Annotated in this window: 13 protein-coding genes; 7 read left to right on the forward strand and 6 right to left on the reverse strand. The window is 60.3% G+C overall.

The window, feature by feature from the left end; translation table 11 throughout:
* The first annotated feature begins 290 nt into the window (after positions 1-290).
* The 7 genes from ABIB60_RS02125 to ABIB60_RS02155 all read left to right on the forward strand — a co-directional run bounded on the left by ABIB60_RS02125 (position 291) and on the right by ABIB60_RS02155 (position 11,896).
* Positions 291-1,583, forward strand: coding sequence for a sugar MFS transporter (locus tag ABIB60_RS02125; protein WP_354577391.1), 1,293 nt, complete (start codon positions 291-293; stop codon positions 1,581-1,583).
* Positions 1,584-1,691: 108 nt separating this feature from the next.
* Positions 1,692-3,116 (forward strand): glycoside hydrolase family 30 protein, encoded by a 1,425-nt coding sequence (locus ABIB60_RS02130; protein ID WP_354577392.1) that lies wholly within the window; start codon positions 1,692-1,694, stop codon positions 3,114-3,116.
* A 224-nt stretch (positions 3,117-3,340) separates the two neighbouring features.
* Positions 3,341-5,476 (forward strand): RICIN domain-containing protein, encoded by a 2,136-nt coding sequence (locus ABIB60_RS02135; RefSeq protein ID WP_354577393.1) that lies wholly within the window; start codon positions 3,341-3,343, stop codon positions 5,474-5,476.
* Positions 5,477-5,730: 254 nt separating this feature from the next.
* Positions 5,731-7,692 (forward strand): sialate O-acetylesterase, encoded by a 1,962-nt coding sequence (locus ABIB60_RS02140; RefSeq protein WP_354577394.1) that lies wholly within the window; start codon positions 5,731-5,733, stop codon positions 7,690-7,692.
* 62 nt (positions 7,693-7,754) lie between these two features.
* Positions 7,755-9,206 carry a glycoside hydrolase family 30 protein gene (locus ABIB60_RS02145; RefSeq protein WP_354577395.1) on the forward strand — a complete coding sequence of 484 codons (1,452 nt, stop codon included), beginning with the start codon at positions 7,755-7,757 and terminating at the stop codon, positions 9,204-9,206.
* Positions 9,207-9,237: 31 nt separating this feature from the next.
* A complete protein-coding gene (locus tag ABIB60_RS02150; RefSeq protein WP_354577396.1) occupies positions 9,238-10,704 on the forward strand; it encodes a glycoside hydrolase family 30 protein in 1,467 nt (488 codons plus the stop codon).
* A 139-nt stretch (positions 10,705-10,843) separates the two neighbouring features.
* A complete protein-coding gene (locus ABIB60_RS02155; RefSeq protein ID WP_354577397.1) occupies positions 10,844-11,896 on the forward strand; it encodes an alpha/beta hydrolase in 1,053 nt (350 codons plus the stop codon).
* Between the two features lie 231 nt (positions 11,897-12,127).
* Here ABIB60_RS02155 and ABIB60_RS02160 read toward each other — a convergent pair whose 3' ends face one another.
* The 6 genes from ABIB60_RS02160 to ABIB60_RS02185 form a co-directional block, all read right to left on the reverse strand.
* A complete protein-coding gene (locus ABIB60_RS02160) occupies positions 12,128-13,264 on the reverse strand; it encodes an acyltransferase family protein (protein WP_354577398.1) in 1,137 nt (378 codons plus the stop codon).
* A gap of 3 nt (positions 13,265-13,267) precedes the next feature.
* A complete protein-coding gene (gene bglX / locus ABIB60_RS02165) occupies positions 13,268-15,589 on the reverse strand; it encodes a beta-glucosidase BglX (protein ID WP_354577400.1) in 2,322 nt (773 codons plus the stop codon).
* A 190-nt stretch (positions 15,590-15,779) separates the two neighbouring features.
* Positions 15,780-17,537 (reverse strand): family 43 glycosylhydrolase, encoded by a 1,758-nt coding sequence (locus ABIB60_RS02170; protein WP_354577401.1) that lies wholly within the window; start codon positions 17,535-17,537, stop codon positions 15,780-15,782.
* A gap of 156 nt (positions 17,538-17,693) precedes the next feature.
* The gene (locus ABIB60_RS02175) at positions 17,694-19,058 is read right to left on the reverse strand and encodes a glucoamylase family protein (RefSeq protein ID WP_354577402.1); all 1,365 of its coding nucleotides are present in this window, start codon (positions 19,056-19,058) and stop codon (positions 17,694-17,696) included.
* 12 nt (positions 19,059-19,070) lie between these two features.
* Positions 19,071-20,696: a glucoamylase family protein gene (locus ABIB60_RS02180; protein ID WP_354577403.1), complete on the reverse strand. Its 1,626-nt coding sequence runs from the start codon at positions 20,694-20,696 to the stop codon at positions 19,071-19,073.
* Positions 20,697-20,761: 65 nt separating this feature from the next.
* Positions 20,762-22,240 carry a RagB/SusD family nutrient uptake outer membrane protein gene (locus tag ABIB60_RS02185; protein ID WP_354577404.1) on the reverse strand — a complete coding sequence of 493 codons (1,479 nt, stop codon included), beginning with the start codon at positions 22,238-22,240 and terminating at the stop codon, positions 20,762-20,764.
* Positions 22,241-22,253: the final 13 nt, after the last annotated feature.

Raw genomic sequence — 22,253 nt, forward strand, 5'->3', positions numbered from 1 at the left:
TGCTGCCAGCCGGTTGCTACCCGGCCGGATTTCGCGGCTCCCTCTCGTTCTTTCCCAGCACCAGATCAGATTGCCCGTTGCTCACCAGCACAACGGGTTTTGCCCGCCCCGCCAGGTTTCGCTAGACTGACCGGGGTTTGTGGGACCGGCTTTGCTTAAGGGGAGCGGGGCCGGTCCTTGGGGTAAGCGGCAACCATTATCCGTATAAAAATCGGCTACTTTGTTGAGTAGAGTCGGCTTGTACGGGTTCGGCGCATTACTTCTCCTTTCTTTCCTCCTTCTTTCCCAACATGGCTGCTCCCATCACCGCCACCACCCACCCAACACCCGTTACGCCCCCCGGCGCCGAAACCCCGCGCTATACCTCCGCGCTGGCCTCGCTCACGGTCCTGTTCTTCATGATGGGCTTTATCACCTGTCTGAACGACATTCTGATTCCTTATCTGAAAAGCCTGTTTACGCTTAGCTACGCCGAGGTAAACCTGGTGAACTTCTGCTTTTTCGGGGCGTACTTCTTTATGGGAGTGCCGGCGGGCATAGTCGTGAAACGGCTGGGCTATAAGCGGGGCATGCTCATCGGCTTTCTGGTAGCGGCGGCCGGCTGCTTCCTGTTTTATCCGGCCGCTGAGAGCCGCACGTTTGGCTTGTTTCTGGGCGCCCTATTCATTCTGGCCAGCGGTATTGTAACGCTGCAAGTAGCCGGCAACCCCTACGTGGCCATTCTGGGTCCGCCCGAAACAGCTTCCTCCCGCCTGACCCTCACGCAGGCCTTCAACTCCCTGGCTACCACCATTGCGCCTCCACTGGGGGCCGCCCTCATCCTTTCCCACCTACCCGATCTGAAAAAGCTCACGGCAGAGCAAGCTGCGGCCCTGGACGTGTCGCCGGTGCAGCAATTGTACCTGGGCATCGGCATTGTGCTCATCGTCATCAGTCTGCTGCTGGCCTTTCTGAAACTGCCAACCATTGCGCACGCCCCAGCTGAAGCGGGTGATACTCGCCGGGCCTGGAATTATCAGCATTTGCTGCTTGGGCTAGTGGGCATTTTCACTTACGTAGGTGCTGAAGTAGCTATTGGCTCCCACATTGTTAGCTACTTAGGCCAGGAAGAAGTAATGAATCTGTCGCCACTTGATGCAGGGTATAAGGTTTCCTTCTACTGGGGGGCCGCTATGGTGGGCCGCTTCGCAGGCATTTTTCTGTTGCGCAGCATCAAACCAGGTCGGGCACTGGTATTCACCGCCATTGGCGCCGTTGTTCTGATTCTGATTTCCATCAACACTACCGGGCAGGTAGCTATGTACAGCTTGCTGGCGGTGGGCCTGATGAACTCCATCATGTTCCCGGTCATCTTTACGCTGGCCGTGGCCGGCCTGGGCCGCCACACCGAGGATGCCTCGGGCCTGCTCTCGGCCGCTATTGTGGGCGGGGCCATCATCCCCCCATTGTTTGGCCTGATTGCCGACAGCACCATTGGGGGCGGCGGTATTCATGCCCTACGCTGGGCCTTCGTGCTGCCTGTGCTCTGCTACCTCTACATTATGTGGTACGGCCTGAAAGGCCACAAGCCTACTCAGGCCTAAGAGCCAGCCGGTGCTAGCCGGCTAGCCTCCTTCTGCAACTGATTTTCTGCCTTTTTCAGCCGGATTTTTCCGGTTGACAGCCACCCGCTTGCCTTTTCCTTCCGCCCCATGTCCTTCCTTTCCCGCTCTTCCTCCGCTCTTTTCCTGCTGGCCCTCGGGCTGGGTGCCGGCTGTCAGCGCACCCAGCCCGAGGGCCCAGCTAAGGGTTCGGCCGCTTTCTGGCTAACCAACCCCGATAAATCGGTGCTGTTTCAGCAGCAGGCCGCGCCGGCCTGGAGCAGCACCGCGCCGGCCGTCGGCACTCCCGTAATTGAGGTGGATGACAAGCAGACCTTCCAGACCATTGATGGGTTTGGGTACTGCCTGACGGGCGGCAGCGCCGAGCTGCTGCACCGCATGACGCCCGAGGCCCGCAAAGCCATTCTGCGGGAGCTGTTTGCCACCGATGGCCCCAACATTGGCGTGAGCTACCTGCGCCTGAGCATTGGGGCTTCCGACCTGGACGCCACCGTGTTCAGCTACGACGATTTGCCCGAGGGCCAGACCGACCCTGCGCTGGCCAAGTTCAGCCTGGCCCCGGACAGGCAGCACTTGCTGCCAGTGCTCAAGGAAATTCTGGCCATCAACCCCAACATCAAAATCCTGGGTTCCCCCTGGTCGCCGCCGACCTGGATGAAAACCAACGGCAACTCCAAGGGCGGCTCCCTGAAGCCGGAGTTTTACCCGGCCTATGCGCAGTATTTCGTGAAGTACGTGCAGCAGATGAAGGCCGAGGGTGTGCGCATTGACGCCATTACGGTGCAGAACGAGCCCCTGCACCCCGGCAACAACCCCAGCCTGCTGATGCTGGCTGAGCAGCAGGCCGAGTTTGTGAAGAAGCACCTGGGTCCGGCCTTCCAGGCAGCGAAAATCGACACCAAGATTGTGGTGTACGACCACAACGCCGACCGGCCCGACTATCCCCTGACCATCCTTAATGACCCGGAGGCCAAGAAGTACGTGGATGGCTCGGCTTTTCACCTCTACGCCGGGCCCATTGAAGCCCTGAGCCAGGTACACGACGCCCACCCCGACCGCAACGTGTACTTCACCGAGCAGTGGGTGGGTTCGAAGAGCAAGTTCGAGGAGAACTTCCCCTGGCACGTGCGCACCCTCATGATTGGGGCCACGCGCAACTGGGCCCGCACCGTGCTGGAGTGGAACCTGGCCGCCGACCCCCAGCAGAACCCCCACACGCCCGGGGGCTGCACCGAGTGCCGCGGCGCCCTCACCATTGATGGCAGCACCGTAACCCGGGAAGATGCCTACTACATCATTGCCCACGCCAGCAAGTTTGCCCGGCCCGGCTCGGTGCGCATTGCCTCCACGGCCTCCGAAACCCTGCCCAACGTGGCCTTTAAAGCGCCCAATGGGCAGAAAGTGGTGCTGGTGCAAAACAACTCCAAGCAGGCCCAGCCTTTCAGCCTACGCTACCAGGGCAAAACCCTAACCTCCACGCTGCAGCCCGGCGCGGCCGGCACCTACGTGTGGTAAACTCACTGAGGTACGGCCCTACCGAACCCCAGAAGGTCGGGCCGTACCTCAGCTGACCTTTTGCTCAATCAACTGAATACCCAGAGTACCCCGCCCCCTCTTGCTGCGTGGGAAATGGTAGTGACCTAGCGAATTACGCCGGCCTCCGGGCTGGTTCCACTGACCTTTTCGGGCCATCCCAAGGCCTTTTTTCAGTTCCTTTTTCACAACCAATTCCCACTTTCATGAACACCAGTACTTTTTCAGGGGGCCGCGTGGCCCGGGCGTTGCGGTATGCGCCGCTGCTACTCGCCGGTTTAGGCCTCGGGCAAAGCGCCCAGGCGCAGAGCTTTTTGCGGGCCGATGGGCAACGCATTGTAAATGCCAGCAACCAAGAGGTTATCCTCAACGGCATGAACCTGGGCAACTGGGCCGTGCAGGAGGGCTACATGATGAAGGTGGGCTGGCCTGGGGCCGCGATAAACGGCGCCACGAAGCAGACGCAGGGCGCGGTAAAAAAGAGCCTCTACAACGCGGGCATGAGCGACGCGGCCGTGGAAACCTTCTACCAGAACTACCGCGCCAACTTCATCACCAAGCCCGACATCGACTACATTGCCTCCAAGGGCTTTAACTGCATCCGGCTGCCCCTGCACTACGAGCTGTTTCTGACGCCCAGCCAGCGGGCCGTGCGCAACAGCGTGATGCGCGGTACTGTCACGTACGACTCCTACGTGAGCCAGCTTACCAACTGGTACAACGCCAATCAGCTGTTTACGGACCCCGCCAACATGGCGGCCCTGAGCATGATTGACAATACCCTGGCCTGGGCGCAAGCCAACAACATGTACGTGGTGCTGGACATGCACGCCGTGCCCGGCTCCCAGGGCACCGACGCCAACATTGCCGACCAGATTGTGGCCAATGACCTCTGGAACCGGCAAATCAACCAGGATGTACTTAACCGCTTGTGGTCGTTTGTTTCCAACCGCTACAAGAACGACGCCCGGGTGGCCATGTACGACCTCATCAACGAGCCGAACAACTACCCCAATAACCAGAAGATTCACGACGTATTTCAGCGGCTGATTACCACCATTCGGGGCCAGGGCGACAACCACCTGATTCTGGTGGAGGGCAATGGCTGGGGCAACGACTACAACTACCTGGAGCCGTTTACCTTCCCCAACCGCTCGAACCTGGTGTATAACTCGCACCGCTACAGCGGCACGGGCTACGAGATGGACAACGGCGTGAACTCCACCGGTGGCGGGTCCAACGACCTACGCTTCATCGGTAACCTGCGCAACTTCCGCTCCACCCACAACGTGCCCATCTGGATAGGGGAAACCGGCGAAAACTCCGATACCTGGATGCGCGACGCGGCCAAGAACCTGAACTCCGTGGGCATCGGCTGGTGCCACTGGACCTACAAGCGCTTCGAGGACCGCAGCAACCCGGCCTTCATGCACATCAACCCGCCCTACGTGGTGGATGGCCCCGCGGGCCTCAACCAGGTGCTGACCAACATCCGGTTTGCCAACTGCGTGCCCAACACCACCGTGGCGGCCGTGTCGCCGAACCAGAACGGCATTGTGAACTACCCCGGCGGCGGCAACTACAACGGCACCGCCGCTACGCCCAGCGGCCCGGCCATTGGGCGCATCTACGAAATCAGCTCCAAGAACGGCGGCAAGGCGCTGGAGGTGTCGGCTAACTCCCAGGCCAACGGCGGGCGGGTGCAGCAGTGGACCTGGGCCGGCGCGGCCAGCCAGAAGTGGAAGCTGGTGGATGCTGGCAGTGGCTACGTGCGCCTGGTGAACCTGAACAGCAACAAGAGCCTGGACGTGGCCGGCCCCAGCACCGCCAACGGTGCCCTCACCCACCAGTGGGACTGGCTGAGCCAGGACAGCCAATACTGGCAGATTATTAGTAACGGCGACGGGACCTTCCGCCTTATCAACAAGTTTAGCGGCAAGGCCTTGGATGTGCAGAACAACTCCACCGCCGATGGCGCGGCCGTGCAGCAGTGGACCTGGGGCGGGGGCGACAATCAGCGCTGGTGGTTCTCGGACCAGGGCGCAGCCCGCGTGGCTCTGGCCGCAGCCGGCTCCGCCGACGACCTGCGCCTGCAAGTGTACCCCACCACGGCCGATGCTGAGGTGAGCCTGCACTACAACGCCCCAACAGCCCAGCGCCTGCACCTGCGCCTCCTGGACCTTACCGGCCGCCTGGTGGTAAACCAGCCCAACCGCGCCGTAACCTCCGGCGACAACCACCTGACCCTGCCGGTAGCGGCGCTACGAGCCGGTATGTATCTGCTGCAGGTGGATACGCCCGCCGGTCAACTCACCCGCCGCGTGGTAGTAGCTCACGAATAATCCGTTTTCATAACCGGCCCCGAAGCTTGTTCGGGGCCGGTTTTTCGCCTGTTGCTTATCGATTATACGTCTACTCACAACCTGCCTGTTGCCACAAACCTACACGCTACAGGGTACCACGGTGGTTGGCAGTGCGCGGCGGGCAAACTACCGCTCATGCAGTTGCCGCCCCTGGTGCAGCTATTGGCACTGGGAAGCTACCTTCCGGTGCCCAATGGAATTCCCCGGAGGTGTATACAGCTGTTCAATTCCCTATGAAACTCTGCTCCCTTTCTTTGTTTGCTGGTTGTCTGCTGGTTATTCCGGCGGCCCAGGCCACGGTGCGCCTGCCCCGGCTGGTTAGCTCCCACATGGTGCTGCAGCGCAACGCGCCGCTGCCGCTCTGGGGCTGGGCTGCGCCGGGCGAGGCGGTGAACGTGACGTTTCGGGGGAAAACTACCCAAACCACTGCCGGCCCCGACGGGCGCTGGAAGCTTAGCCTGCCGGCTCAGCAGGCCGGTGGCCCCTTTGAGCTGGAAGTAAAAGGCACTAACACGCTGCGCCTCACGGATGTGCTGGTGGGCGACGTCTGGCTGGCCTCGGGGCAATCGAATATGGAGTGGCCCCTGCGCGACACCGAAAAGGGAGCCGCCGCCGCTGCTGCCGCCAACCACCCCCGCATCCGCCTGTTCAACGTGCCCAACCGCGCCGAGCTGCGGCCCCAGGCCGAGCTGACCGGTGGTGAGTGGCAGGCGTGCACGCCCCAGTCGGTGGCTGGTTTTTCGGCCGTGGCCTACTACTTCGGGCGCGACTTGCAGCAGCAGTACAACGTGCCCATTGGGTTAATTGCCTCGGAGTGGGGCGGCACGGCGGCTGAAGCCTGGACCAGCGCCGAAGCCCTGCGCAAGCTCCCCGATTTCCAACCCAAGCTGGCTTCGCTGGCGCAGCAAACCGGCTCCTTTGCCGAGCAGGAAGCCGCCTACGCCACCCGCCTCAGGACCTGGCAGCGCAGCCCCGAGGGCCAGGACCAGGGCCTGGTGCCCGGCCGGCCTACCTGGGCCGACCCCAACCTCTCCACTGCCTCCTGGAAAACCATGCCCCTGCCCGGCATCTGGGAGGCCTCTACCCCTGAGCTCAGCGACTTTGATGGCGTGGTGTGGCTGCGTCGCGACCTGACCCTACCCGCCTCGGCGGCCGGGCAGCCCCTCACGCTGAGCCTGGCCCAGGTGGATGATGCCGATAGCACGTTTTTTAACGGGGTAGCCGTGGGTGGCATGCGGGACTACGCCGCGCCGCGCCGCTACACGGTGCCGGCTACCCTGGTGCGCGCCGGCCGCAACGTGGTAACCGTGCGCGTAACGGATACCGGCAGCGGGGGCGGCATCTGGGGCAAACCCGCCGAAATGACGGCTACCGTGGGCGCTACCACCGTGCCGCTGGCCGGGGAGTGGCTGTACCGCCCGGCTACCACGCCCGGCTCCCAGCCCCGGCCACCCTACCCGGGAGGGGCCCAGAATGAGCCCACCGCCCTCTACAACGGTATGATTGCCCCGCTGCTGCCTTATGCCCTGAAAGGCGTAATCTGGTACCAGGGGGAAAGTAATGCGGGTCGGGCCGAACAGTACCAGCAGCTGTTTCCGGTACTAATTCAGGACTGGCGCAGCCGCTGGCAGCAGCCGGCCCTGCCCTTCCTGTTTGTGCAGCTGGCCGGCTACATGCACGACCCCGCCACGCCCGCTGATACCGACTGGGCCCACCTGCGCGAAGCCCAGCGCCACACCAGCCTCACGGTGCCCAAAACCGGCATGGCCGTAGCCCTGGACCTGGGCAACGCTGACGATATTCACCCCCGTAACAAGCAGGATGTGGGCCACCGCCTGGCCCTGGCCGCCCGCCGCGTAGCCTACGCTGATAAGGCCGCTGTAGCCTCGGGCCCCACGTTCACCAAACTTAGTACCGCTGGCGGCCAGCTGGTTCTCTCCTTTGATAACCTGGGCGGCGGACTGGTGCTGAAGCCGGCCGCTGACGGGGTCACTTCCTTTGCTGTGGCCGGGCCTGACAAGAAGTTTGTGTGGGCCCAGGCCCGGGTTGAGGGCAATACGGTAGTGCTGCGGGCGGAGGGCGTACCCAACCCTGTAGCCGTGCGCTATGCCTGGGGCAACAACCGGCCCGCCACGCTCTACAACAAAGCCGGGTTGCCGGCCTCCCCTTTTCGCTCCGATACCTGGCCCCGCTAGCGGGCGGTTTTCTGCTGCCGGCCTGCTTTCCTTCCTCTCCGCTCCTACTTTATTCCTTCCGTATGAGAATCACCTTCAACTACTCCCAGGGCTTGGCCGGGCTGCTGGCCCTGGGCCTGCTAACCGGCTGCGGCGGCAACGAGGGGGGCTCCGACCCTACCCCCGAACCGCCGCTGCCACCTGGGCCGGGCGGGCCTTCCCAAGTGGCCCTGTGGGTAACTACCACCGACCCCTCCACGCGGTTTTACAAGAGCACCATACCGCTCAACTTTGTCGCGGGCAATGGCCAGAACACGGCCATAACGGTAGATACCACCCAAACTTACCAGTCTATTGATGGGTTCGGGTACACACTCACGGGTGGTAGCGCCCAGCTCCTGCACCAGATGGGCGCCCCCGAGCGGGCTGCCCTGCTCAAAGAGCTGTTTGCCACCGACGGCACCAACATCGGCACCAGCTACCTGCGCCTGAGCATTGGGGCCTCCGACCTGGACGCGACGGTGTTTACCTACGACGACGGTGCCCCCGACCCCACCCTGGCCCGGTTCAGCCTCGACCCCGACCGTCGGCACTTGCTGCCGGTGCTCAAGGAAATTCTGGCCATAAACCCCGCCATTAAAATATTGGGCTCCCCCTGGACGGCCCCGGTGTGGATGAAGACCAACAACAACTCGGTGGGCGGCTCTCTGAAACCGGAGTACTACGCTGTATACGCGCAGTATTTCGTGAAGTACATCCAGGGCATGAAGGCGGAGGGCGTGACGATTGACGCAGTTACGCTGCAAAATGAGCCCCTACATGGGGGCAATAACCCCAGCATGGAAATGACGGCCGCCGAGCAGGCCACCTTCATCCGCGACCATGTAGGACCCGCTTTCCGGGCGGCGGGCATCAGCACCAAAATCATTCTCTACGACCACAACCTGGACGTGCCGGACTACCCGCTCAGTATTCTGCGCGACCCCCAGGCCAGCCAGTACGTGGATGGCTCAGCCTTTCACCTGTATGCCGGGGATATATCCACGCTGAGCACGGTGCGCAACGCCTTCCCTAACAAAAACGTGTACTTCACGGAGCAGTGGGTAGGCGGCCCCGGGAACTTCAACGGCGACTTTACCTGGCACATGGATAACCTCATGATTGGGGCCACGCGCAACTGGAGCCGTAATGTGCTGGAGTGGAACCTGGCTGCCGACCAGAACTACGGCCCCCGCACGCCCGGTGGGTGCATTAATTGCCTGGGGGCCCTCACTATCAATGGCAATAACGTAACGCGCAACACGGCCTATTACTCGGTGGCGCACCTGGCTAAGTTTGTGCGGCCCGGCTCGGTGCGCATCAACACCAACGTACCGACTAACCTGCCCAACGTGGCCTTCAAAAACCCCGAGGGGAAAAAGGTGCTGGTTGTGCTGAACAAGGCCGGCGCCACCCAAACATTTGATATCCAGTACCGGAACAAGACTGTTACCACCTCCCTGGGGGCCGGCGCGGCGGGCACTTACGTGTGGTAAGCTCCTTTCGATGATTCTTCCTTTCTTTCCCATGCACAAAACCCTTCTTACCGCGCTGCTAGCCGCGGGCCTCAGCACGGCCGCCACCGCCCAGAAATCTGCTTCGGGCGCAGCCAAACCCTACTCCGCCGCCGGCCGGCAGGTGCAGGTGTATACCACCGCCAGTGGCACGCCCCAGCGGCTGGCCGCGGGCAGCAAGCTCGCCTTTCAGCAGGTAGGCCAGCCCCTGGAAACCCAACCCACGGTATTCGTAGACCCTACTCACACCTTCCAGACGCTGTTGGGCATTGGCGGGGCCCTCACCGATGCCTCGGCCGAAACCTTTGCCAGGCTGCCCAAGGCCCAGCAGCAGGAGTTTTTGCAGGCCTATTTCAGCCCCAGCAACGGCATTGGCTACACCCTGGCCCGCACCAACATTGCCAGCTGCGACTTTTCCAGCGGCAGCTACACCTACGTGCAGGATGGCGACAAGGAGCTGAAAACCTTCTCGGTGAAGCACGATGAGCAGTACCGCATTCCGTTTATCAAGCAGGCCATTCAGTCGGCCGGGGGCAAGCTGCCCCTGTACGTGAGCCCCTGGAGCCCCCCGGCCTGGATGAAGGACAACAACAGCCTCTTGCAGGGCGGCAAGCTGAAACCAGAGTTCCGCCAGGCCTGGGCCAACCACTACGTGAAATTCATTCAGGCCTACGAGAAGCTGGGCATGCCAGTGTGGGGCCTCACGGTGCAGAACGAGCCCATGGCGAAGCAGAAGTGGGAATCCTGCATTTTCACGGCTGAGGAAGAGCGGGACTTCGTGAAGAACTTCCTGGGGCCTACTCTCAAAAAGGGAGGCATGGGTGACAAAAAGCTCATTGGCTGGGACCATAACCGGGACCTGATGTTCCAGCGGGCCAGCACCTTGTTCGATGACCCCGAAGCCAGCAAATACTACTGGGGCCTGGGTTTCCACTGGTACGAAACCTGGACCGGCTCTGCCATGCAGTTCGATAACCTGCGCCGCGTGCACGAAACCTACCCCGATAAAAACCTGGTGTTTACGGAGGGCTGCGTGGAGAAATTTGATTTCAGCAACGTGCAGGACTGGACCTTGGGTGAGCGGTACGGCAACTCCATGATCAACGACTTTAACGCCGGCACCGTGGCCTGGACCGACTGGAACATACTGCTGGATGAAACCGGCGGCCCCAACCACGTGGGCAACTTCTGCTACGCCCCCGTTATCGGCGACACCAAAAGCGGCAAGCTCATCTACACCAACGCCTATTACTACATCGGCCACTTCTCCAAGTTCATCCGTCCCGGGGCCAAGCGGGTAGCCGTTACCTCCAGCCGCGACGTGCTGCAGGCTACCGCTTTTCTGAATACCGATGGTAAAGTAGCCGTGGTGGTAATGAACAGCACCGAGAAAGAGCAGCCCTTCCAGCTCTGGATTAAAGGCCAGGCGGCCCAAACCACCAGTCCGGCCCACTCCATCATGACGATGGTGGTGAACTAAGCACATAACTGTCATGCAGAGGCGCAGCCGAAGCATCTCGCGGGCTGATGTTATGGTGCTATCCAGACATCAGCCCGCGAGATGCTTCGGCTGCGCCTCTGCATGACGTTCTATTTTTTTCCTGTCCCTTCTTGTACCCATGCGCCTTTTCTCCTTACTGCTGCTGCTAACGCTGCTTAGGCAACTGCCAGCCCCGGCCCAAACGCCCGCGAAGGGCCGCGTGGTGGTTACCTACCTGGATTCGAAACTGCTGAAGGGCAACGCTGGGGGCGAGAACCCCCGGCGGCGCGTGAGCGTGTACCTGCCGGCCGGCTATGAGGCCAGCCAAACCAAACGCTACCCGGTGCTCTACTACCTGCACGGCTTCACTTGGAACGACAGCCTCATCTTCCACGCCGACGGCATGGCCGCTTTGCTGGATGAGGCCATTGCCGCCGGGCAGATTCGGCCGCTCATTGTGGTGGTACCCAATGAGCAGACGCTGTTTCAGGGCAGCTTCTACACAAATTCCGCCACTAACGGTCCCTGGGCTGATTTCACGGCGAAAGAGTTAGTGAGCTTCATTGACAAGAACTACCGTACGCTGGCTCAGCCCACCAGCCGGGGTCTGGCGGGCCACAGCATGGGCGGCAACGGCACGCTGCGGCTGGCCATGCTCTACCCCGGCCGCTACGCCGCCGCTTATGCCCTCAGTCCCGGCTTTGTAGCCCCCCACCCCGAGTGGATGGCCGCCCGGCCCAGTCAGGCGCTGGCCAGCCGGGCCACCTCCCGGGCTGAGTTGCTGAAGGACTTTAATGCTGTGCGGCTGGTAGCCTGCGCCCGGGCCTTCTCGCCCACGCCCGGCAAAGGTGCGTTTGGCGCAGCCCTGCCCTACTCCTTCAGCGCCGACAGCCTCCGTCACCGTGACGCGGTGCTGGCCCAATGGGGCGCTACCTCGCCCACCGAGCTACTACCCGCTCACCTCTCCAGCCTACGCCAGTTGCGCGGCCTGGCCTTCGATTGGGGTGAGCAGGACCAATTCCAGCACATTCCGGCCACCTGCCGCATGCTCGATACTCAGCTCTCAGCCTACGGCATCCCGCATGCCGCCGAAGGCTACCAGGGCAACCACGGCAACCGCATTATGGGCCGGGAGGGGCGCGTGTACCTGAACCTGCTGCCGTTCTTCAACCAGCATTTGCAGTTTGAGTAGTGAAGTGTCATTCCGAGCGAGCGAGGAATCTGGGTCAGCCTTTTGGGAGTAACCCAGATTCCTCGCTTTGCTCGGAATGACAAACAAAAAGGGCGAAGCCAGTGTGGCTTCGCCCTTTTTGTATACACGGCTTCCGGAAAATCAGTCCGCTCCCCTAACTAGCATTCTGGTTCCCGGAAGCCCCCGCGCATTCGTCCCACACGAGGCGCAGGTTGGGGTAGTTGATTATACTTATTGCGCTTTGCTCACCGGCTGGGCCCGCCGCAGTACCCAGTGGCTCAGCCAGGCCCGCACCGGCTCATCGTAAAATTTCAGGCAGGCGTAAGCCAGCGCCACCGTGCCCAGCCACACCCCAGCGGCCACGGGTGCGCTCTGCTTCAGCGCTAGTTTATGGGTGTGCACCCAAGCAAAATACAGGTGCACGAAGGGAAAGTGCACCATGTATAAGGGGTAGGAAAGCTCGCCCAGCACCCGGCTCGCGCGCTGAACTGTTGCCGAAGTCTGCGCATGGCTTATGCCCAGGTACACCACCAGCGGAAAGCCAATCAGGATGCTACCCGCCTCATACAGCCCGTTCTGCCACGGCTGCCCCGCGCTACCTATGCGGGGCAAGGCTAGCAGGGTAACCAACAACAGGCCGCTCCACAGCAAGCCATAGGGGATGCGGCCGGGCCGCACCGTGCGAAACAGCAGCAGCCCCCCAAAAAACGGAAATAGTACCCGGGTAAAGCCAATGCGCAGCTGCGCCGGCTCCAACGACCAGCCGCCCACCACGTCGCCGTTAGGGCTGGTGAGGGTCAGGTGGAGCAGCGCCGCCGCGGCTACCGCCACCAGCACGGTTAGTGCCCCCCGCGAAAACCGGCGCACCACCACGGCATACAGCAGGTTGGCCACATACTCGAAAAACAACGACCAACCGGGGCCATTGAGCGGGAAAGTTTCCTGCCACCCCCGCACATCCAGGGCGGGCGGCACCGGCAGCAGCAGGCAGCCCAGCACGGTTACCAGCACCAGTTTACCCACGGAGGTTTGGGCAATAAGCGGCCACTGTGGATTCACTTGCCCGTAAAAGGCCAGCGCCCCAATCAGCATGCCCAGCACCACCATGGGCTGCAGCCGCACCAGCCGCCGTCGGTAGAACTCTCCCAGGCTCATCCGGCTCCACCGGTCATCATAGGCGTAGCCAATCACAAACCCGGAGAGCAGAAAGAAGAAGTCGACGGCTAGGTAGCCGTGGTTGATGAGCTGATCCAGGTGGCTGGTGGCGTGCACTTCCAGCAGGTGAAAAGCCACCACCAGCAACGCCGCCACGCCACGCAACGCATCCAGAGCCGGAAAATGCGGTTTGGAGGGAACGGTATCGGCCATTACTTACTGCGCAGCCAGCTTGAAAGGGGCCATCTGCACGTCGCGGGAGTTGCCGCCCACCATCACCTGGAAGTCGCCGGGCTCGGCCACAAACTGCAGGTCGGTGTTGTAGAACTTCAGGTCCTCGGGCGTGAGGCGGAAGGTGAGCGTGCGGCTCTCCCCCTTCTTCAGCATGATTTTCTGGAAGCCTTTCAGCTCCTGCACCGGCCGCGAAATGGAGCCAACCATGTCCCGGGTGTAGAGCTGCACTACTTCCTCACCGTCGTAGTTGCCGGTGTTGCGCACGGTTACTTTCACGTCCAGGGTGCCGTTCATGGGCAGCGTGGTGGTGCTCAGCTCGGGTTTGCCGTACTCAAAGGTGGTGTAGCTCAGGCCATAGCCAAAGGGATACAGCGGGTCGTTGCTCACATCCATGTACCGCGACTTGTACTTGTCCAGGGCCACGCCCTGGTAAGGCCGGCCGGTCATTTTGTGGTTGTAGTACAGTGGAATCTGCCCCACGTGCTGCGGGAAAGTAGCCGTGAGCTTGCCCGACGGGTTGTAAGCGCCAAACAGCACATCGGCAATGGCGTTGCCAGCCTGAGTGCCCGCAAACCAGGTTTCCAGGATGGCGTCGGCGTTTTTATCCTCCCAAGGCAGCGTCATGGGGCGGCCGTTCATCAGCACGATTACCAGAGGTTTGCCGGTTTTCTTGAGCGCCTTGAGCAACTCCAACTGCTGGCCAGGCAGACCGATATCAGCGCGGCTGGCAGCCTCGCCGGTCATGCCCTGGCTTTCCCCCACGGCGGCCACAATCACATCGGCGCCCTGTGCAGTTTGCACGGCTTCCCGAATCATTTCTTCCGAGCTACGTTTGTCCACATTCAGCTCGCCGCCGTGGGCGTTGAGGCGGTCAATCATCTGCTGGTCGTCGGTGAAGTTGGCGCCCTGGGCCGTTACAATCTTCACCCCGCTGCCCGCCACGCTGCGGATGCCCTGCTCCAAGGATACCGCCTGTTTCCAGTCGCCGGCTCCGCTCCAGGAGCCAATCATATCCCGCTGACGAGTAGCCAGTGGGCCAATAAGCGCAATGGTACCCTGCTTTTTCAAGGGCAGCGTTTGGTTGCTGTTCTTCAGCAGCACCATGCTCTTGCGGGAAATGTCGCGGGCATCCGTGATGAACTCTTTCTTCATCATGGTGGCCTTGGCGCGCTTCTCGTTGGTGTAGAGGTAGGGGTCTTTGAACAAGCCCAGCTTCCACTTCGCTTCCAGAATGCGGCGGCAGGCCAGGTCAATCTGCTCCTGCTTCACGGTGCCATCTTTCAGATTCTGAGCCAGGTTTTTGAGGAAGATTTCCCCTACCATGTCCTGGTCGATGCCCGCGTTCAGAGCCAGGGCCGATACCTGAGCATCGTCGCCCATGCCGTGGGCCGTCATTTCGTTGATGGCCGTGTAGTCCGTTGCCACAAAGCCCTTAAAACCCCACTGCCCCCGCAGCAGGTCAGTCATCAGCCACTTGTTGCCAGTGGCAGGCACTCCGTTGATGTCATTAAAGGACGACATGGCCGAGCCAGCACCGGCGTCGAAGGCCGCTTTGTAGGGTGGCAGGTACTCGTTGTACATGCGCACCAAGCTCATATCGGTGGTATTGTAGTCGCGCCCGGCCTCGGCGGCCCCGTACAGCGCAAAGTGCTTCACGCAGGCCATCACCGTATTATTCTTGCTCAGGTCGTCGCCCTGGTAGCCGCGCACCATTACGCGGGCAATCTGGGAGCCCAGGTATGGGTCCTCGCCCGAGCCCTCACTGATGCGGCCCCAGCGCGGGTCGCGGGCAATGTCCACCATCGGCGAGTACACCCAGTTGATGCCGTCGGCGGAGGCTTCCTCGGCGGCAATGCGGGCGCTACGCTCCATGGCCGTGAGGTCCCAACTAGAGGCCAGGCCCAGGGCAATGGGGAAAATAGTACGGTGCCCGTGAATCACATCGTAGCCGAAGATGAGTGGAATGTGCAGGCGGCTTTCCTTCATGGCCATTTCCTGCAGCTTGCGGGCGGCCACTGGGGTAAATGTGTTCAGTACTGCGCCCACGTTGCCCTTGCGGATGTTGGCGTCCACGTCCTTGCTCACAACCGGCCCGGTCACATCGAAACCTACTGTAATCAGGTTCAGCTGACCGATTTTTTCCTCCAACGTCATCTTCTGCATCAACTCGTTGATGAACTTGGTCATCTTCGGGTCGTCGGCCATAGCTGAGGCAGCCATGGGAACGGTGGATTTTTGAGCTTGAAGTTGAGGTGTGAGCAGCCCCAGCGACATGAGCAGGGCGGTTCGAAAAACTCGTTTCATGTGGGAATGGAATTATGAAATAGGCAAAATCAGGGGGCAGACAGGGAGGTCTAACAACGCTAAACCGGATATCATGCTGAGGTAAGGTCAAAGCACCTTGCGGGCTGACGTAGCAACACTACTCCTATACACCAGCGCACGAGATTCCTGGCCTACAACTTGGAACAACGGGCGGACAATCAGCAACCAATTATTTTACTTCCAGCACGGGAGTGCGCGCGGAAATGCCGTTTTCGTTGATTGCCTCGATGGTATAGTAGTACGGCAGGTCCTTGTCCATGCCTTTGAAGTAGTATTCGGCGGCTCCGTGCACCATGATGCAGCTATAGAGCTTATCGGGCGCTACGCCTACGTGAATGTTGTAGGCGTAGGCATCGTCGGAAGGAACCCATTTCAGCCAGGCGCTGCGCTTGTCCTTCTCGGTGCGCAATACTACAAAACCTTTCACTTGGTTGGGTGCTGAACCCGCCCCCTTGCCAAAAATTCGTAGTCCGCTGATGGCAAACTTACCCGTTGGCATGTGGATATTTTCCAGTTTGAGGTAACGAGTCTGCACGGGCTTTTCCAGCTCGATGTAGTCGTGAGGCACGTCGGTTATGTTCTGGCTTTTATCCACCAGCAGCTTCCACTTTTTGCCATCTTTCGACTCCCAGAGCTTGTACTGGTGGTAGGTACCCTGCTGCTTGCCCAGGAACTCAGCGTCCTGGTCAGCGTAGTTCAGCTGAATGGCGTGTACCGTGCTAATCTCGCCCAGGTCCGTCTTCAGATATTCGCCTTTATTGGCAGTTTTGGCACTCCAATAGGTTTTTATACTTTCATCTACGGCGTAGTTGGGCAGGTTGCCACCTAGCGTACTGGAGGCCTGCACGGGCTTTTGGTAGTTGAGTAACATCCAACCCGTGAACTGGCTTTTCAGGTGGTCGGCGGCTCCGGTGGGCAGGTAGTGGGGATAGTCGCCGAAATCAGTATTGGAGTACAATACTCCATCCTTATCAAAGCCTGCCGGCCACACTCCCAAGCGCCGCTCAAAATTGTTTTTTACCGATATAACCATCGTCGACAAATGCCACCAATTGCCGTAGATATCCTGGAACGTGTTGCCATGGCCGGCTCCGCGGGCAAAACCGCCGGGTTTGTAGGCAAACGGGTTGTGCGCCTGCGGAGTAAAGGGGCCCAGCGGATTGTTACTTACCTGCACACCATCGGCGTAGCCGCTGAACTCAGTGCCGGGCGCGCCATACTGTAAGTAGTACTTGCCCTGATACTTAGTCATCCAGGCACCTTCCATGAAGGGGTCGAGGAACGTGTTATCTAAGTATTCGCCGAAACGCTGCCACCCATATTTGGCGTCGTTTAGCTTGAACAGTTCCTTGCGCTGCCCAATGGGCTGGAAGGTTTTGCGACTGATTTGCTGCCCGTATAGCGGGTACACGTTGGAGCTACCCCAATAGAGGTACAATTTGCCGTCATCATCCAGAAAAAAGTCCGGGTCCCAGGCTCCTACTTGAAACGGATCCACAGCTTCTTTCCACTCCCCGGCTTTGGGGTTAGTGCTCATCCAGATGGGAAAGTTTTTTTCCTGAGTAGAGCCGTACACTAACAGCGTATCGCCCAGCACAAACACGGCCGGGGCGCATAAGTCATCATATACCTTGTGCTCGGGCTTAAGGAAATGGCGGGGTACAAACTTCCAGCTGTACAAATCATGGCTCCACCAGTAGCCCCATTGGTTGGTGCTGAACAGGTAATAGTCGCCTTTGTAAAGGGTGATAACCGGGTCGGCGGTGGCGCGGTGCCGACCGCCTTCCGTGAAATTCGGGATGGGCGTGTAGCCGTAGTCCAGGTTGAGCGGATTGCAGTACGTGTGCTGCCCGCCCGGACTGGCCGTAGGCTGGGCCCCGGCTGCGAGGCTCAGCAGCATACAGAGCAGGAGTAGGAAACGGGACATAAAGGCGAACAATGGATAGCAGAAAACCTCTGTCATCCTGAGCGGAGCGAAGGACCTTATTACTGCAGAACAGAGCACTATTACGACGTTCGTTCAAGGGTGACAAGGTCCTTCGCTCCGCTCAGGATGACAGGTTTAGAAGCATGTAAGTGCGGCTTACTTTTTTAACTGCGGACTTTCGAAGCCGAGCTTGGTGAGGCCACGCTGCACATCGGGGCTGCTCATGAATAGCTTCCAGAGCAGGCCGGTCCGGTGGTTTTCAATCATGGCCACAATCGGCCCTTGGTCAATGGCTAAGTGCGACTTGGCGTACCAGTTCTGCTGCTCACTGAAGCCATCCACGAAACCGTACTCACTCCAGATTTTGTCGCCCAAATCAAAGTAGAAGTGCTTAAGCGCCGCCATCGACTCCTTAGGCGCATAGGGCATAGCCGACAGCGCGGCCGTGGGCGAAATCACGCTCAGGTCCTCGGTGGGTGAGTGTGCGGCGTAGCCCTGGTAACTATCGGAGGCGGTGAGGCCCCAGCTGTTGGGGCCATAGCCCTTGAACTTCTTGGGGTTATCTACGCAGTAGGCGTAGTTGATGCGGGTGTGCGCTTGGTTCTGCTCCCAATAGTCGGCGTATTGGTCTTTGAGGCCGCGGGGGTCGAGGCCTAGAAAGGAGTAGTGCGAGAAGAACAGCGGCCCGCCGTAATCAAAGCCCAGGGGCAGCGTGGTGTTGTAGAACTGCTTGCCGTTTTTGAAGTAGTTGCCAGTAGCCCAGCCTTGGTCATACACCTTCTTATCAATGGCGTATTTGGGCGAGGCGGCGGCCAGCACGTAGGTAATCAAGCATTCATTCCAGCCATGAATCTGGTGGTTCATGCTCCAGCCGTTGTTGGGGCTCCAGTGCCAATACAGCACATTTTGGCCGCCTTGCTGGTGCCAGCTCCACTCCACGTTTTCCCACATCCACAGAATCTTGTTGCGAAGCTGGCTTTCGGCGGGGGTGTTGCCCGTGAAGTACTGGCGGGCGCAAATCAAGCCTTCGTACAGGAAAGCAGTTTCTACCAAGTCGCCGCCATCATCCTTAAGGCTGAAGCGGATGGTTTTGCCGGTGGCCCCGTCCATCCAGTGCGGAAACACACCGTGGTACATATCAGCCTTCCACAGGAAATTCACGATTTTGAGCGTCCGCTCGGCGGCCTGCTCCCGCGTTATCCACTTGCGCTCCGCCGCCACAATGATGGACATGAGCCCGAAGCCCGTACCGCCAGTGGTTACTACTTCGTCGCCGTAGTCAAAGGATCGGTTGCTCCGCTCCCGGGCCATACCCGATACGGGGTGCCCGAAGTCCCAGAAGTAGCGAAACGTCTGGCGTTGCACTAGGTCTAGCAGTTGCTCATCGGTGAGGTTGCGGGGACGTTGTTTCGGGTCAAACTTGGTGCTGGTTGTAGGCGCTTTCTGGGACGCCGGCTTTTGCTGAGCCCCGGCAACGCAGGGCAGCAGCGTCATAGCAAGCAGGACGAAACGGTGCTTCATGGGTGGGAAGGTTTAGTGCAGGGAGAGGGAGAGTTCTTTGGTAATGGCACCGGTTTGCAGCCGCAGCGTGTACGTGCCGGTAACCGCCGCCGCGCCGAAACGCACTGCGTGCACACCGGCCGCTTTGGCTTCGTTCTGCCAGATGGTTTCAGCCGCGGTGCCATCGGCTTTCAGCAACGTGAGCGTACTGCTGCCCGGCGCGGCCAGGGCTATATCTATCAGGTAGGCATCTTGCTCAGGGTGGCGCAGCAGGTCCACTACACCGGTCCGGACTTCGGGTACGGCTAGCGAGAAACCGGTTTCGTAGGTCGGGGGCTGAATGCCCGCCAGCCGTAGCCCGGTTTGCAGCTCGGGCGTATTGCGGCCCAACTGCCACAGCAAGCCGGTGCGGTAGTTTTCCAGCATGGCCACAATTGGGCCTTGGTCGATGGCCAGGAAGCTGCCGGCAATCCAATTTTGGCTGCGGTTGTAGGCATCATATGGACCATACTGCCCAGTTACTGCCCCTAGAGTGGTGCTGTACAGATTACGCAGCACCAGCATGGAGTAGTACGGGGTATAGGGCATGGACGACAGTGCCGCCGTGGGGGCCACGGTGCCGTTGTCGTCGGTGGGTTGGTGGGCGCGGTAGCCGGCGGGGTCGTCGGAAGCGGTAAGGCCCCAGGAGCTGGCATAGTAGCCGTAGCTTTTTGGGGCCGAGTACACGCACCACGCCCGGTTAATGAGGGTATGACGCACATTCTGCAGCCAGTAGTTGGCGTACTGGTCCTGCATCTGCCGGGGGTCGAGGCTCAGGAAGGAATAATGCGCGAAGAAAAGTGGTCCACCGTAGGCCGGGCCCACATTCAATGGATAGCCTTCGTACGTCGAGGGAGCAGTGCTAAGGCCCGCGGCCCAGGTGCTCCGGTACGTAGCCGGGGCAATAGGGTGCGTAGGCGAGGCAAGCGCCACTACATACGTTATTAAAGCTTCATTCCAGCCCCGAATAGGCAGGTTCATAGACCAGCCGTAGAGGGGGCTCCAGTGCCAGTACAGCAGCCCGTCACCGCGGGAGGCGTACCAGTCCCACTCCACTCCTTCCCAAAGCTGGGTTATCTGCTGGCGCAGGGCGGTTTCGGCGGGGTCGGAGCCGTTGAAATACGTGCGGGCAATCAGCAGGCCGTTGATGAGGTAGGAGGTTTCGACCAAGTCGCCCCCATCATCCTGCTGGCTGAAGGGAATAGCTGCACCAGTACTGCCGTTCAGCCAGTGACTCCACACTCCATGAAACCGCTCGGCCTTGCCCAGAAATGCACAGATTTTCGTCAGGTGCGCTACGGCGTCGGCCCGGGTCACCCATCCTCTACTACTGGCTACCACTATGGCCTGCACGCCAAAGCCGGTACCACCACTGGTAACAGTTTCACCAGAGCCAGTTCGTTCCCGGGCCATACCCGATACAGGGTGGGCGTAATCCCAGAAATAGCGAAAAGTAGCCTCCTGTACTTTATTCAGCAGGGCACGGTCGGCGGCTACGCTGCTAACGGTGGGCGTAGGTGTAGGGTCGGGGGCCGGCGCCGGTGGATCGTTGGCGGGCGTTTGGCACGCCGCCAGCAGTGCTAGCCCCAGTATCCAGCGAAGGGAAGATGTCCAGTTCATACCTGTGGAATTGCACCGAAAAAAAGCCCCGAAACCGGCAGTCGGCTCCGGGGCTTTTCCGGGACTTAGTAGCCCGGATTCTGTGTCAGCTTACCACCCGTAATGGTGATTTGCTGCTGCGGAATGGCGAACAACTCGTTTTTACCATCGGTAAACTGCTTGCCCTGGGCCCGGAGCACCGTTCCAGCCCGACCCTGGCGCACCAAATCAAAAAACCGGTCCCCACTCTCCAGGGCCAGCTCGACGCGGCGCTCTTTCCAAATGGCTTGACGCAGGGCCGCTTGGTCGGTGGTGGTGAGGGCCGCCAAGCCGGCGCGGGCGCGCACCTGATTTACTGCGGCGAGGGCCTTGGTAGTTTGTCCCTGTTCATTCGCCGCTTCGGCGTTGATGAGCAGAATTTCGCCTAAGCGCAGAATGCGGACGTTCTGGTCTTTGCCGTAACCGCAGCTCCGGTCGGCCGAGGAAGGCACGTAGGCTTTCTGGTTGTAGTACGGGTTGGCCGCAGCGGCGTCAATCTTGTCACCTTGGGGCGTGGTTTCTCCGCGGTACAGAATGGTGGCCTCCCGGCGTTTGTCACCGGACTCGAAAGCAGCAACCAAGTCAGCCGTGGGGATAAAGAAGCCCCAGCCAAACTGCGGACGGGCGCCCTGCACCTCCGCCCACTGGCTGTTGGAGGCGTCGCAGTTGCCAGGAATTGTCTGGGCCTGAATTTCGAAAATAGATTCCGGGCCGTTTTCACCAGCAATGCGGAACATCTGGTCAAAGTCAGGAGCTAACGAGTAGCCCAGCCCAATTACCTGATCGGTCAGGGACACAGCTTCGGCCCACTGCTTCTGGTAGAGCTTCACCTTAGCCAGCATACCCAAAGCGGCACCTTTCGTAGCCCGTCCTTTATCGGCGGCCGAGTACGTGGTGGGTAGTACAGCGCCGGCTTCGGTCAGGTCCGCCACAATCTGGGTGTATACCTCATCCTTGCTGGCCCGAGCCGGATTGATTTCATCCGGGGAGCTGGTGTTGGTAATGGGTTTCAGCACTAGGGGCACGCCGCCGTAGGCCCGCACCAGGTTGAAGTAGTGGTAGGCCCGCAGGAATTTGGCTTCCGCCAGCAACCGATTTTTAAGCGTGGCATCCATGTTGATGTTGGGCACATTGGCCAACACTTGGTTGCACAAGTTAATGCCCTGGTACTGACCGCCCCAATAATCGTTCAGGATGCCCTCCGTAGAGGAGAAAGTGAAGTTATCGAAGTTGTTCAAGAAGGCAGCATCACCGGATACGCTGCCTTTATCGGCATCGTCGGAGGTAAGCGTGGTAACGGCTAGGTGGGCAAACGCTACCAGCGGCCAGGCGCGCAGGTTGCCGTAAATGGAGTTGACGCCCTGCAGAGCCTGCTCTTGGTTGGTGAAAAACTGGGTATCACGCTGCTGGCCCTGAGGCTCAACATCCAGAAACGAGTCTTTGCAGGCGGTGATGCCGCCAGCCAGGGTGGCAATGCACAACGCACTCAGCGCGTTGCGCTTTATAAAAGAAAAATTGCGGTACATGGTGGGATGGGTT

Origin of the sequence: Hymenobacter sp. UYP22 (assembly GCF_040547285.1) — a bacterium.
In the GTDB taxonomy this organism is placed as follows: Bacteria; Bacteroidota; Bacteroidia; order Cytophagales; family Hymenobacteraceae; genus Hymenobacter.